General features: G+C 38.6%; 12 protein-coding genes. All 12 read left to right on the top strand.

The genetic code is table 11. The features are described 5' to 3' along the window. Positions 1-5 precede the first annotated feature (5 nt). The 12 genes from ACNHOZ_RS27890 to ACNHOZ_RS27835 all read left to right on the top strand — a co-directional run bounded on the left by ACNHOZ_RS27890 (position 6) and on the right by ACNHOZ_RS27835 (position 13,504). The gene (locus ACNHOZ_RS27890) at positions 6-2,231 is read left to right on the top strand and encodes an alpha-galactosidase (RefSeq protein WP_048022263.1); all 2,226 of its coding nucleotides are present in this window, start codon (positions 6-8) and stop codon (positions 2,229-2,231) included. 413 nt (positions 2,232-2,644) lie between these two features. Beyond that, the gene (gene bioB, locus ACNHOZ_RS27885; RefSeq protein WP_034264346.1) at positions 2,645-3,640 is read left to right on the top strand and encodes a biotin synthase BioB; all 996 of its coding nucleotides are present in this window, start codon (positions 2,645-2,647) and stop codon (positions 3,638-3,640) included. Between the two features lie 244 nt (positions 3,641-3,884). Next, the gene (locus ACNHOZ_RS27880) at positions 3,885-4,463 is read left to right on the top strand and encodes a glycerol-3-phosphate responsive antiterminator (protein ID WP_028412676.1); all 579 of its coding nucleotides are present in this window, start codon (positions 3,885-3,887) and stop codon (positions 4,461-4,463) included. Between the two features lie 20 nt (positions 4,464-4,483). Further along, positions 4,484-5,599 carry an ABC transporter ATP-binding protein gene (locus ACNHOZ_RS27875; protein ID WP_028412675.1) on the top strand — a complete coding sequence of 372 codons (1,116 nt, stop codon included), beginning with the start codon at positions 4,484-4,486 and terminating at the stop codon, positions 5,597-5,599. After that, positions 5,596-6,531 (top strand): carbohydrate ABC transporter permease, encoded by a 936-nt coding sequence (locus ACNHOZ_RS27870; protein ID WP_048022261.1) that lies wholly within the window; start codon positions 5,596-5,598, stop codon positions 6,529-6,531. The genes ACNHOZ_RS27875 and ACNHOZ_RS27870 overlap by 4 nt, the downstream gene beginning before the upstream one ends. After that, positions 6,528-7,340, top strand: coding sequence for a carbohydrate ABC transporter permease (locus tag ACNHOZ_RS27865; RefSeq protein WP_028412673.1), 813 nt, complete (start codon positions 6,528-6,530; stop codon positions 7,338-7,340). Before ACNHOZ_RS27870 ends, ACNHOZ_RS27865 begins: the two co-directional genes overlap by 4 nt. A 13-nt stretch (positions 7,341-7,353) precedes the next feature. After that, the gene (locus tag ACNHOZ_RS27860; protein ID WP_028412672.1) at positions 7,354-8,694 is read left to right on the top strand and encodes an ABC transporter substrate-binding protein; all 1,341 of its coding nucleotides are present in this window, start codon (positions 7,354-7,356) and stop codon (positions 8,692-8,694) included. Between the two features lie 86 nt (positions 8,695-8,780). After that, complete coding sequence (locus tag ACNHOZ_RS27855) at positions 8,781-9,518, top strand: glycerophosphodiester phosphodiesterase (protein ID WP_028412671.1); 738 nt, start codon at positions 8,781-8,783, stop codon at positions 9,516-9,518. 223 nt (positions 9,519-9,741) lie between these two features. Beyond that, positions 9,742-10,065 (top strand): DUF3870 domain-containing protein, encoded by a 324-nt coding sequence (locus ACNHOZ_RS27850; RefSeq protein WP_028412670.1) that lies wholly within the window; start codon positions 9,742-9,744, stop codon positions 10,063-10,065. Between the two features lie 93 nt (positions 10,066-10,158). Then, positions 10,159-11,325, top strand: a complete 1,167-nt coding sequence (locus tag ACNHOZ_RS27845) for a DUF819 family protein (RefSeq protein ID WP_048022259.1) — start codon at positions 10,159-10,161, stop codon at positions 11,323-11,325. Between the two features lie 59 nt (positions 11,326-11,384). Further along, positions 11,385-12,458, top strand: a complete 1,074-nt coding sequence (locus ACNHOZ_RS27840) for a dipeptide epimerase (RefSeq protein ID WP_048022257.1) — start codon at positions 11,385-11,387, stop codon at positions 12,456-12,458. Between the two features lie 32 nt (positions 12,459-12,490). Continuing rightward, positions 12,491-13,504, top strand: coding sequence for a C40 family peptidase (locus ACNHOZ_RS27835; protein WP_048022256.1), 1,014 nt, complete (start codon positions 12,491-12,493; stop codon positions 13,502-13,504). The last annotated feature ends 404 nt before the right edge of the window (positions 13,505-13,908 follow it).

The following is a 13,908-nucleotide window of genomic DNA, read 5'->3' as shown; positions in this document are numbered from 1 at the left end:
ATAGAGTGGGGATCTTATTTAATGAACGTACAAAGGAGTTTCACCTGCAGGGCCGCGATGTAAGTTATATCTTTTCAGTGTTGAAAAACGAGCAGCTTGGTCACTTGTACTATGGAAAAAAGCTTAAGCACCGTCCGTCTTTTCAGCATTTTTTACGTGTGGAAACAAGAGGAGCTAGCGCTTCGGTCTATGAAGGAGAACTAGCATTTTCTCTTGAAACAATCAAACAAGAGTATCCTTCTTATGGGACAACAGACTTCAGAGAGCCAGCCTACCAACTTCTTCAGCAAAACGGAAGCCGAGTCACCAATTTTGAATACGATAACCATAAAATTTACAAGGGCAAGAAGCCATTAAACGGCTTACCTGCTACATACGTAGAAGAAGAAAGTGAAGCCACGAGTGTAGAAGTTGAACTAATTGATAAATTGCTCAATGCATCACTTATTTTAACGTATACCGTTTACGAAGACCGAAATATTATTACGCGTCACGCACGATTTGAACATAGAGGAGAAGAACCAGTCGATATTTTGCGTATCATGAGCGGCAGCATTGATTTGCCCACATCAAACTATGAAATGGTTCAGCTTTCCGGTGCATGGATTCGAGAGAGACACGTGAAAACAAGAATGCTTCAGCCGGGTATTCAAAGTATTTCTAGTGCGAGAGGTACAAGCAGCAGTCAGCAAAACCCATTTTTAATTTTAAAGAATCCAGCTGCAACTGAACACAGTGGAGAAGCGTATGGTTTTAGTCTTGTATACAGCGGAAACTTTCTTGGACAAGTGGAAGTAGATCACTATAATGTATCAAGAATAACGATGGGTATTCACCCTTTTGATTTTCAGTGGCGACTAGAAAGTGGACAAACTTTTCAATCACCAGAACTAGTATTGGCTTATTCAAATAACGGGCTAAACGGTCTTAGCCAAGAGTATCATGAGCTTTATCGCAAGCGTCTCGCTAGAGGAAAATGGCGGGATTTAGAGCGACCAGTTTTAATTAATAACTGGGAAGCGACGTATTTTGATTTTAACGAAGAGAAAATTGTACACATTGCCAAAGAAGCACAAAAGCTGGGCGTTGAACTTTTTGTATTGGATGACGGCTGGTTTGGTAAACGTAATGATGATACAACTTCTCTTGGAGACTGGTTTGTAGATGAAAATAAGCTTCCGGGCGGTATGAAATCATTGGCTCAAAAAGTAACGGATTTAGGTATGGACTTTGGATTATGGTTTGAACCTGAAATGATTTCAAAGCAAAGCAACTTGTATGAAAAGCATCCAGATTGGTTGATTCATGTGCCAAATCGTCATCAGTCTCATGGACGAAATCAATATGTGCTTGATTTTTCACGAGAAGAAGTAGTGAATTATATTTATGAACGAATGGAAGCTATTTTAAGTGAAGCACCTATCTCGTATATAAAATGGGATATGAACCGAAATATAACGGAGATTGGATCTGTTGGGCTACCCGCGAATCGCCAGTTTGAAGTAGTACATCGCTACATTTTAGGAGTATATGATTTGTATGAGCGACTAACAAAGAAGTTTCCGGATATTTTATTTGAATCGTGTGCAAGCGGGGGCGCTAGATTTGATCCGGGAATGCTTTATTATGCTCCTCAAGCTTGGACGAGCGATAACACGGACGCGATTGAACGTCTAAAAATTCAGTACGGCACTTCTTTTGCTTATCCAATCAGTTCAATGGGAGCACACGTATCAGCCGTACCAAATCATCAAGTACGCAGAGTAACAAGTCTAGAAACAAGAGGAGACGTTGCGTATTTTGGCGCATTCGGTTATGAGTTAGATGTTACGCTGATGACAGAAGATGAAAAAGAAACGGTAAAAAAACAAATTCAGTATTATAAAAAATACCGATCTCTTATTCAAAATGGAAGATTCTATCGATTAAAAAGTCCGTTTGAACAAGATGGAAATGTGACGAGCTGGATGGTTGTTTCATCCGATCAAAAGCAGGCAATCATCGGTTATTATCAAGTATTAGCTAGATCAAATCCTTCTTATGAACGCATTGAGCTAAAAGGGCTTCATCCTGATTATGAATATACAGTGATGGAAACAGACCAAACAGCTTATGGAGATGAGCTCATGTACGCAGGAATTGCTCTAACTCATGAATATCCGGGTGTTGAAGCATACGATGAAAAATCTGGAGACTTTGTATCGGTTATTTACACACTGCAAGCGCAATAAGCAAAGAGGCTGGGACATAACGAAATAAATCCAATCGAAAGATGAACAAATGAGATACATGAGCTGGACTGCTTATGACACCGCAATTGATTTCCGTGCAAGGCTTCGCTTTTGCTCCTGCGGGGTCTCACCTGTTCCGCTTTTCCCGCAGGAGTCTTCGCCTTGCCCTCCAATCAACTGCTAGAAGGAACGAAACAAATAAAACGATATGCATCATCAAAAAGAAAACGAACCACTCATCAAACAGGTTGATGAATGGTTCGTTTTTTACTTGGGCTCAACTACTTTTGTCCCAGCCTCTTTAAGTTAACTATTATTTATGAAGTGTTGACATAAAAGGCGTGATAATGGTAACTTTTAGTTATAATTGTTAACTTTATATTTTTTTAGTTTACTAAAGTGGAGGGGAATCGATGGAAACCACAAGTTTAAGAGATTGGAAAGCACTTGCTCAGTCTATTATTAAAGGGAAAGAAATTACATATAAAGAAGCGCTTCAACTTCTTTATGTACCGGATGAAGAAGTGTTAGAGGTCATGAATGCCGCGTACTTAATTCGTCATCATCATTATGGAAAAAAAGTAAAGCTTAATATGATTATTAATACTAAATCGGGTTTATGCCCAGAAGACTGTGGATATTGTTCGCAGTCGATTGTATCAGAAGCGCCGATTGATAAGTATGCGTGGTTAACAAAAGAGAAAATTGTAGAAGGTGCTTTTGAAGCTCAAAAAAGAAAAGCAGGTACATATTGTATCGTAGCGTCAGGCCGCCGCCCTACTGATAAAGAAGTAGCGCACGTAGTGGGAGCGGTAAAGGAAATTCGTCAAAAGACAGACTTGAAAATCTGTGCCTGTCTAGGATTTTTAACAGATGATCAAGCACACGAACTAGTCGAGGCGGGTGTTCATCGCTATAATCATAATTTAAATACTCACGCTGATAACTATGACAATATTTGTTCTACGCATGGCTATGAAGATCGAGTCGATACGGTTACTACATCTAAAAAAGCAGGTTTGTCACCTTGTTCCGGTGCAATTTTTGGAATGGGCGAGACAAATGAACAAGCCGTTGAATTAGCTTTTCAAATTAAAAAGTTAGATGCAGATTCTATTCCATGCAATTTTCTTGTTGCCGTTCCAGGAACGCCTCTAGAAGACAAAAAGGCGTTAAAGCCAATGCAATGCTTAAAGCTGTTAGCGATGATGCGTTTTGTAAATCCAACCAAAGAAATTCGAATTTCAGGAGGCAGAGAAGTTAACCTCAGATCACTTCAGCCGCTTGGTTTGTTTGCTGCAAACTCAATTTTTGTAGGCGATTATTTAACGACTCAAGGTCAAGAACCTACAGCTGACTGGGGATTAATTGAAGATTTAGGATTTGAAATCGAAGAATGTGCACTGTGAAGCCGTTGAGAAATCAACGGCTTTTTTTATCTTCAGCAGATTTACAGGAACTATACGTTTACTTTACAAAACTCAACAGCTTCTTTATATTGCCTTCACAAATAACCATTATTATAAAACATGTGAACGATAAGTGAATAGTTACTAAGGTTATGAAATTGAGAAACCACAAAAAACAATAGGTCTATATAAACATCCTATGCGTTTTTTGTGGTTTTTTTATAAATGAAAGGAAGGAATCGTTTTGAATAAGGAAGCAGATTTCTTACAACAGCTTGGACAAGATCGTTTAATTGCATCCATTAAAAGTCCGAAAAATTTAGAGCAATTTTTAGAAACAGAGATCCAGGCCGCCTTTTTATTAACGGGAAACATCAGTGTAATTAAACGCTATGTAGATTTACTCAAACAGCATAATCGAACGGTTTTCTTACACATTGAAAAAATTCCGGGAATTAGCTATGACCGGGAAGGGCTTAAATTTCTCGCTAAGTTTGTAAAGCCCACAGGTATCGTAACCACTAAAAGTTCACTCATTAATTACGCAAAACAGGAAGGGCTGGTTGCTATTCAGCGGCTGTTTTTAGTTGATACAGACGCAGTGGCACAAGGGTTAAAAACCGTTCAAGATATTAAACCGGATGCATTAGAACTAATGCCAGGATTGATTCCGGAGATGATAGAGAAAATCGTTAAAAAAACAAGTATCCCTATTATTACAGGTGGACTCATTCAAAATGAAAGCCATATCCAAGCAGCTTTAAAAGCAGGGGCTACGGCAGTTTCTACAGGAAAATCATGGCTATGGAAAAAATATGAATGAGCGAGAAAGGAGCGTTTTTAATGAAAAAAGTAGAGTTAGTTAACGTTGGAAAGTCATACGATCAAAAAACAAATGTCATTCAAGATATTAATGTCACAATTGAACCTGGAGAATTCTTCGTATTAGTAGGTCCTTCAGGGTGCGGGAAAAGTACAATGCTGCGAATGATTGCCGGATTAGAAGAAGTCACACAGGGAGAGTTGCTAATCGGGGATGTAAAAGCAAATAAACTGCTTCCAAGTCAGCGCGATTTGTCCATGGTGTTTCAAAACTATGCTTTATATCCGCATTTGACAGTAGAACAAAATATTCTTTTTGGTCTGCATACAAAGAAGATTTCAAAGCAAGAACAGCACAAGCGCTGTAGGGAAGCAGCAGAAATGCTTGGTTTAAGTGAATATTTAAAACGAAAGCCTAGACAGCTTTCGGGAGGACAGCGTCAGCGTGTAGCACTCGCACGTGCTATAGTTACTCATTCACCTATTTGCCTGATGGATGAGCCGTTATCCAACTTGGATGCGAAGCTGCGAGCAAAGATGAGATCAGAAATTCGCCAGATTCAGCGTAAGTTAGGTATTACGATGATTTATGTCACGCATGATCAAACGGAAGCGATGACGATGGCGGATCGAATGATGATTTTAAATGGAGGTAATATTCAGCAGGTTGGGCGTCCGCTCGATATTTACAATGCACCGGCAAACACGTTCGTAGCGTCGTTTATAGGTTCTCCCCCTATGAACTTATCAAACGTTTCTATAGAAAATAACTTACTCGTTTTTGAAGATAGAAGAGCTATTTCTATGAGTGCATCATACAACAACCTTAGCGGTAAAAAGGAAGTTGTGGTTGGAGTAAGACCTGAGCACGTTCAGCTTGCGACAAACGACAACACCAGCTTTATCGTGGAGGTAGATAATGTCGAAATTCTAGGAACGGAAACACTGCTTACATTTCAAATGGGAGACAAACAGTGGATGGCTAAGTGGAACGGTCAATGGAATATAAAAGTGGGAGAGCGCGTCCCTATTTTTATCGATCCAAAACACCTGTTTTTATTTGATAGTGATACAGGTTCATGCTTGCACTATGAACCATCAACGGAAGATTTAACTGTAAAGGGGGCATTTGTATGAGTGCTGTTACCAAAACAGCAAACTCGTCTGTTTCTGTTTCATCAAATCCACAAGAAAAGAAGTCAATGCCTAACCTATTGGTAGGATTATCTTACTTGCTGCCATCATTATTGTTATTTGGTGTATTTCTTTTCTACCCAATGATTAAGACCTTATATTTAAGTCTTTTTATTACAGACACACAGGGAAATCCCTTGAAATTTGTAGGATTACAAAATTTCTTTTATCTATTTACAGATCCAAACTTTTTACAAAGTATGAAAGCCACTTTTTTATTTGTACTATACACGGTGCCTATTGGCTTAATTATTGCATTATTCCTAGCGCTAATCGCAAATGAAAAGCTAAAAGGAATTGGTTTTTTCAGAACAATGTTTTCATCTACGATGGGAATGAGCGTAGCGGCTTCTTCTGTAATTTGGATGTTTATGTATAACCCGACAATCGGTGTTATTAATAAAGTATTAAATCTTGTAGGCATTCATGATGTGCAGTGGTTATTAGATCCTAAGTATGCGCTGATTGCTGTGTCCATCTCTACGATTTGGATGAACATTGGGTTTACCTTTTTAATTTTACTTGGCGGGTTACAAAATATTGATGAAAAGCTGTATGAAAACGCGCGTATTGCTGGAGTTAGCTATTGGTATCAGCTCCGTAAAATTACGCTTCCTATGCTTTCGCCAACGCTGTTTTTTATTATCACCGTTTCGTTTATTAACGCGTTTCAAACGTTTGGACAAATTGACATTTTAACAAAAGGCGGGCCTACAGATTCCACAAATGTCATTGTTTATTCAATCTACAAAGATGCATTTGTAAACTATAATGTTGGCTCTGCAAGTGCTCAAGCTACAATTTTGTTTTTCTGTATTCTACTGGTTACGGCTCTTCAATTTAAGCTTGGAGAAAGGAAGGTACATTATCAATGAGCATCACGAGAAAATGGACAACTTATTTGTTACTCATTGCAGCTACTTTAGTATTGATGTTTCCTATTCTATACGCTTTTTCCATTAGTTTTATGAGTGGAGCGGAAGTGTTGGAAGGGAAGATTTGGCCATCATCTTTTTCATTTGAAAACTATCGGGATGCTTTTGAAAAAGTTCCGCTGCTTCATTATTTAATTAACAGTTTTGCTGTATCTATTTTTGTCATGGCCGGGCAGCTGTTAGTTTCAAGTTTGGCTGCTTTTGCATTTGTATTTATTAAATTTAAAGGAAGAGATGCTATTTTCTTTCTCTTTATTTCTACGATGATGATTCCATGGGAAGCAACGATGGTTCCTAACTTTTTAACAGCACAAAAGCTAGGCTGGATTAATAACTATTTGGGATTAACAATTCCTTTTTTCGCCTTAGCATTTGGAACATTTTTATTGCGTCAACAGTTTAAAACCATTCCGGGCGAGCTGTATGAAGCTTCTCAAGTCGCAGGGATCAGCCGCTTTCGTTTCTTTTGGAATGTTGTGCTTCCTGTTTCTAAAACAAGTCTAGTTACGCTTGGCGTATATAGCTTTTTAACAACATGGAATATGTATTTATGGCCACTGTTAGTTACAAATACAGAGGATGTTCGTACCGTTCAGATTGGTTTAAAACAAATGCAAACGCAGGAGATTTCAACTGATTGGGGAGTGGTTATGGCTGCTGTCGTGGTTGTTATTATACCTACATTATTACTATTATTCCTAGGTCAAAAACGTCTTCAAAAAGGATTAACACAAGGTGCAATTAAATAGGAGAGTGAATGTGATGAAAAAGATATTGGCTATCGTAACGGCATGCTTGCTGGTCATTCTAGGCGCTTGCTCAAACTCAACTGGTTCTTCGGAAGCGCAAGAAACTAAAAAAACAGCATCAGGTAAAACAGAAGTCGTTTTTTGGCACGCCATGAGCGGTGACCTTGAAAAATCACTCAATAAAATAGTCGATGAGTACAATAAATCTCAGGATAAAGTTGAAGTAAAGCCCGTTTTCCAAGGAACGTATGAGGAAGCACAAACAAAATTTAATACGGTAGCAGGAACTAAAGATGCACCTGCTATCATGCAAACGTTCGAAGTAGGAACGAAATTCATGATAGACAGTGGTAAGGTTCAGCCTGTTCAAAAATTTATTGATGAAGACCACTACGATACTTCACAGTGGGAGAAAAATATTTCAAGCTATTACCAAGTAGATGGAAAGCAATATTCAATGCCGTTTAACTCTTCAACACCTGTGTTAGTTTACAACAAAGATGCCTTTAAAAAAGCAGGGTTAGATCCTGAAAATCCACCAAAAACGTATGATGAATTAAAGGCAGCTGCAAAGAAACTAACAGAGAAACAAGGAAATAAAACATCACAATACGGTTTTTCAATTCTAAATTACGGATGGTTCTTTGAAGAGCTAGTTGCTTCTCAAGGCGGTTTGTATGTAGATCACGAAAACGGTCGTAAAGGGGATGCCGAGAAGGCAGTATTTAATGGAAAAGAAGGACAAAACGCATTTAATTTAATCAATGACATGTACAAAGAAGGTACCTTCTACAATGTAGGGCAAAACTGGGACGATATGCGCGCAGCATTTCAATCTAAAAAAATTGCAATGTTTTTAGATTCGTCAGCAGGTATTAAAACATTAGTAGACAATGCTCCATTTGATGTGGGTGTATCAGATCTTCCTGTGCCAAAAGAAGAGGATCGCCAAGGAGTAGCTATCGGGGGAGCATCTTTATGGATGTCTAAAGGAATTAGTGATGAAACATCTAAAGCGGCGTGGGACTTCATGAAATATTTAGCAACACCAGAAGTTCAGGCAAAATGGCACGTGGAAAGTGGCTATTTTGCGGTTAATCCTAAAGCATATGATCAAGAAATCGTAAAGAAAGAATGGAAAAAATATCCTCAACTAAAAGTGACGGTTGATCAGCTTCATAAAACTAAATCAACTCCGGCAACACAAGGCGCTTTAATTTCGGTATTTCCGGAATCACGCCAAAAGGTAGTAACAGGAATGGAAAGCCTGTACCAGGGAGTAAAGCCGAAACAAGCACTTGATCAAGCAGCAAAAGAAACGAATAGAGCATTAGAAGTAGCCAATCAAAAATAACGTATGATTACGAAGCTCGTCTTTCAAGTTATTTTGAGGACGAGCTTTTTATTTAGTGAATGACTAGTTAGGGGAGATAGAGGACAATGAATAATTCAATTGATCTTTATGCGCATCGCGGCTTTAGCGGACGATATCCTGAAAATACAATGATTGCATTTGAAGAAGCTAGAAAAATGCGAGTTTCAGGTATTGAATTGGATGTACAACTAACCAAAGACGGAGAAATAGTAGTGATTCACGATGAACGAATTGACAGAACGACGAATGGAATGGGATATGTTCAAGAATTTTCATATAAACAGCTGCGGTTATTCGATGCTGGAAGCTGGTATGATTCTCGTTTTTCTAAACAATCAATTCCCACGTTAATAGAAGTGTTTGAGTGGATGATGGACAAAAAGACAGAAATGACCGTGAACATTGAATTAAAAAATGACCAAATTTACTATCCAAAACTTGAGGAAAAAGTTCTTCGTCTAATCGATGAGTTTGATTTAGAAGATCAAGTTATTTTGTCATCTTTTAACTATGATAGCTTGGCTAAAGTGAGATCTCTCCATTCATATATCCCAACAGGATTTTTATTTGAAGGGGTGAGTGAAGATGCGATTGGAAAAGCAAAATCGATAGGTGCGCACCTGCACTGTGATATGTCGTTTGCTCTTTCTTCGTACGGGAAAAAAGCAAAGCAAGAAGGATTAGACTTACGAGTATATACAATTAATGAACTGAATGACTTTTTGAAGCTCCAGCAGGCTTCAGTAAAAGTAGTGATGACAGATTACCCTAACCGTTTTTCCTCTACAATGTTCAAAGGATGACGCAGAAAGGCCGTATGTATTCGTACGGCCTTTTTTATAGGGTAAATATTATTTTATTCTGAATAGTATAAAATTTATATTGTGAAATTGTTTTATAGATGATATATTGAGAGTAGATTATAATGTTCCTTATGAAAGCGAATACATGTTGCGTAGCTCCGCAAACGTTCATTTGCCGGTCCCTAGCATCGTCTGTTATCTCTTTTAGGAGGAATAAAAAATCATGTATGATCAAGATACTATCTATATTATTGGAGATGCCAAAGCTCCTCAAAGCAATCCGATTACTAAAAAGTTCAATCAGTATTTTCTAGGATTGGTAGTTGATAAAACAAATGGAAAAATTATTGATGTGGAATGCTCAGCGACGATTGAGTTAACCGTTCGATTTGTTCAATCAATTTTTATTGGACGTCATATAAGTGATCCCACCCTTATAGACGACATTAACAGCCGCTACTTCGGGTCTTCCCAAAAAGCGCTGGTGGTAGCGTTTCATGATGCACAGAAAAAATATCAGCAAATAACAGCTGCTTTGTCTACATAGACCTAGACGAAATCCAGCCTGACGTTTTCAAACGTTGGGCTGGATTTTGTTTTGCATAAAAACATTTTCGGGGAGATGAAGGGGGAAGAATAAATGATTCAAGATGGATTTATGTATGTGAGTGTGTTAACTGCCTTTGCTGCGCTCATGGTAGGGATTGAAAAACGATTTAAAGCCAATGGATTTTTTAAGTTTATTCCAGGTATTGTACTTATTTATATAGGAGCGGCTCTTATGCAAACGGCAGGATTATTTGGGGATAGCGAGTCAAATGCCGCCATGTATGCAGGCGTTAAAAATGCACTTCTTCCTGCTATGCTGATGCTTATGCTGTTAAAGTGTGATGTTCGAAGTGTAATTAAACTTGGTCCAAGAATGCTGGGAGGATTCATCGTTGCGGTTTTTAGTATAATGATAGGCTTTATCCTCGTCTATGCCATCTTTAAGAATTTCTATGTAGAGGATACGTGGAAAGCTTTTGGTGCTTTATCAGGAAGTTGGACCGGGGGGTCAGCTAACATGGTTGCCCTTCAAGGGATTTTGGATGTTCCAGAAAATATATTTGGCTACGCTCTTATGATGGATACGATTAACTATGCCGTATGGGTTATGTTTATGTTTTGGCTTGTACCATTTGCATCTAAATTTAATAAATGGACAAAAGCAGACGTCAGCTTTATTGAGAATAGTATAGATGAAGTCGCAGCAACATCTGAAAGCGAAAAAGAATGTCCTCAGTTTCAGCATCTTCTTTATTTGCTTGGGCTAGGTTTGTTCGTTTCGGCATTGTCTACATTTATCGGAGGGCGTTTGCCTGAAGTGGGAGCCGTTATTAATGCAACGAGCTGGACGATTATGATTGCTTCTGTCGTTGGTTTAGTGCTTGCTGTAACTCCAGCGGCAAAAATTCCAGGTACGCTCGATGTATCAAACGTTATGTTATACATCGTTGTAGCGTTAATTGCTTCTCAATCAGATTTTTCAAATTTAGCTCAGGCTCCTATTTACTTAGTATCTGGTTTTCTCATTATGTTCGTCCACTTAGTGATCATGCTGTTGCTAGCTAAACTATTTAAATATGATTTATTTACGCTCGGGGTAGCCAGTTTAGCTAATATTGGCGGAATGGCGTCTGCTCCAATGCTTGCAGCTGCTTATAACCGTGCACTGATTCCGGTAGGAGTCATTATGGCTCTGATGGGTTCCTTCTTAGGTACTTATTTTGGTATGATGATCGCCAAAATTTTAGGGGCGATCTAAGAATAAACCAAAATAGGTATAAAAGAATATGTGTGCTGAATCGAAAGGAAGCGATTGAAATGATAATTAAAGACATAACTGTAAAGCATCAAACCGTTCCACTGCTCGTTCCGTTTAAAACAGCGCTTCGAACAGCAACAGAGATAGACAGCATAAGTGTAGAGATTCAGTTAGAAAACGGAATAAAAGGAAAAGGAGCGGCTTCGCCAACATATGTTATTACAGGCGATTCTTTAGAAGGCATTCAAGCTGCACTTCAAGGCCCTATTAAACTAGCGCTAATAGGGGAGGATATACGTCAGTTTCAAAAACTCTTAAAAAAAATTCAAAGCTGCTGTATTCACAATTCAAGTGCTAAAGCGGCTGCTGATATCGCTTTGCATGATGCTTATACAAAGTTTCTCAACATTCCTTTATATGCTTTCTTGGGGGATAAGCAGCCTATCTCTACGTGTATGACGATAAGTGTTGATACACCTGAAAAAATGGCTGAAGACGCACAAAAAAGTGCAGCGGACGGATTTGACATTTTAAAAGTGAAGGTAGGTTCAATTCCTGAGCTAGACCTTGAGCGTATTAAACATATTCGATCTGTCATTCCGGATCATGTAAAACTTCGGTTGGATGCAAATCAAGGATGGACTCCAAAACAAGCAGTGCAATTCATTAATAAAATGGAAACTCTCAACTTTGGTATTGAACTGGTAGAACAGCCTGTCGCTGCTCATGATTGGGAAGGGTTAAAGTTTGTGACTGAACGAGTAAACGTACCCATTATGGCAGATGAGAGTCTATTTTCTGCGAAAGATGCATTAAAGCTTGTAAGCGGGCGGTACGTGGATCTTTTAAATATTAAGCTAATGAAGTGCGGAGGCATTAATGAAGCAAGAAAAATCGCGAGTATTGCTGAGGCGAACGGTGTTGCGTGTATGATTGGAAGCATGATGGAACCATCACTTTCCGTGGGAGCAGCTGCTCATCTGGCAGCCGCTCATCCAAATATCACGTATTTTGACTTAGATGCTCCTCTTTGGCTTTCAACTGAACTGGATGTATTAAAGTACAGCGGTCAAGAGGTTTTCTTATCAGATCTTCCTGGAATAGGAGAAATCACCGTTCCTATCTCAAAATAAAAAGATAGTAATATAGTAGAAGGAGAGAGACGATGAATATAAAACGTTGGGTTTTAACGGTAACAACAGTTGTTTTAGCTACATTTGGAGTCAGTGCAGTTCCTTCTGTTCATGCTTCTGAAGAAAAAGAAACTGCTTATATAGATGTCGCAGCAGCTACTCTTTGGACAGCACCAAACATCTTGCGTGAAGTGGACGCTCCGTCAGCTACTAATCCTGTAGATATGAAGAAGTGGACCACATCGATGAATTTGAAACAGAAGCAGCAGTTATCTAGTGACGGGATGCTTGAGACACAAGCGTTATATGGAAACAAAGTAACGGTTTTAGAGAGACAAGGAGATTGGGTCAAAGTAGCTGTAGACGGACAGCCTACTTCTCGAAATGAATTAGGATATCCCGGGTGGATGCCTACTAAACAATTAACCTATAGCAAAAGGTACGAACAGTATGCAAAGAAGCCTTTTGTAATGGTGACGGCTCCGACTACTTATTTATATCATTCGCCTTCTTTGAAAAAGAAAGGTATTGAAGTTAGCTATAATACGCGCTTACCTCTTTTGGTAAAATCAAAGAGTGCATATAAAGTATTAAAACCAAATGGAAAGACAGCATGGGTTTCTGCAAAAGCAGGAAAAATCTACGCTTCTCAAAAAGATATTCCTGTACCAACTGGCACGGAGCTTGTTGAAAGCGGAAAGGCATTTTTAAATCTTCCATATTTATGGGCTGGCATGAGTGGTTTTGGATTTGACTGCTCTGGATTTACGTTTACGATGTACCAGTCCCATGGTATTACAATTCCACGTGACTCAGGCCCACAGTCTAGAGCAGGGAAACCAGTAGAGATGAACAATCTTCAACCCGGAGACTTATTATTCTTTGCCTATAACCAAGGGAAAGGAAGCGTCCACCATGTAGCAATGTATGCGGGAGATGGTATGATGATTCATTCGCCGAACTCCGAGCGGACAGTAGAGATGATTCCTTTAAACACGAAGGGGTATATTGAAGAGTATGCAGGTGCACGTCGTTATTTACCTTAATTAGTAAGATAAGAAAGAAGCTCTTTTTGTGAAGGGCTTCTTTTTTAATATAGGTATAAATAAAAATTAGAAAATTTAGATTATTTACGTTTAACTACTTCTCAGTAGGGGAAGAAGTAAAGTAAGAAAAAAACATTTTTCTTCTCGAAACATATTGACTTTATGTGCAGGGCGTTATATTATTATAAAGCGTCGTTGAGACATAACAGTAACAACGAAGCTGAAAAAAGAATTTTAAAAAGTTGTTGACATTACGTCGGTAACTTGATAAAATAATAAAGTCGCTTAAGAGCGGCGGTTGAACTTTGAAAACTGAACAAAGCGACAAACGTCAACGTTAATTTTTATTTTTTAATTGAGCAAGTCAAACATTTCTTCGGAGAGTTTGATCCTGGCTCAGGATG

The sequence above is a fragment of the Priestia sp. D51 genome, assembly GCF_053345675.1.
The sequence above is the reverse complement of the archived record's forward strand: the minus strand, read 5'-3'. Positions and strand labels throughout refer to the sequence as shown.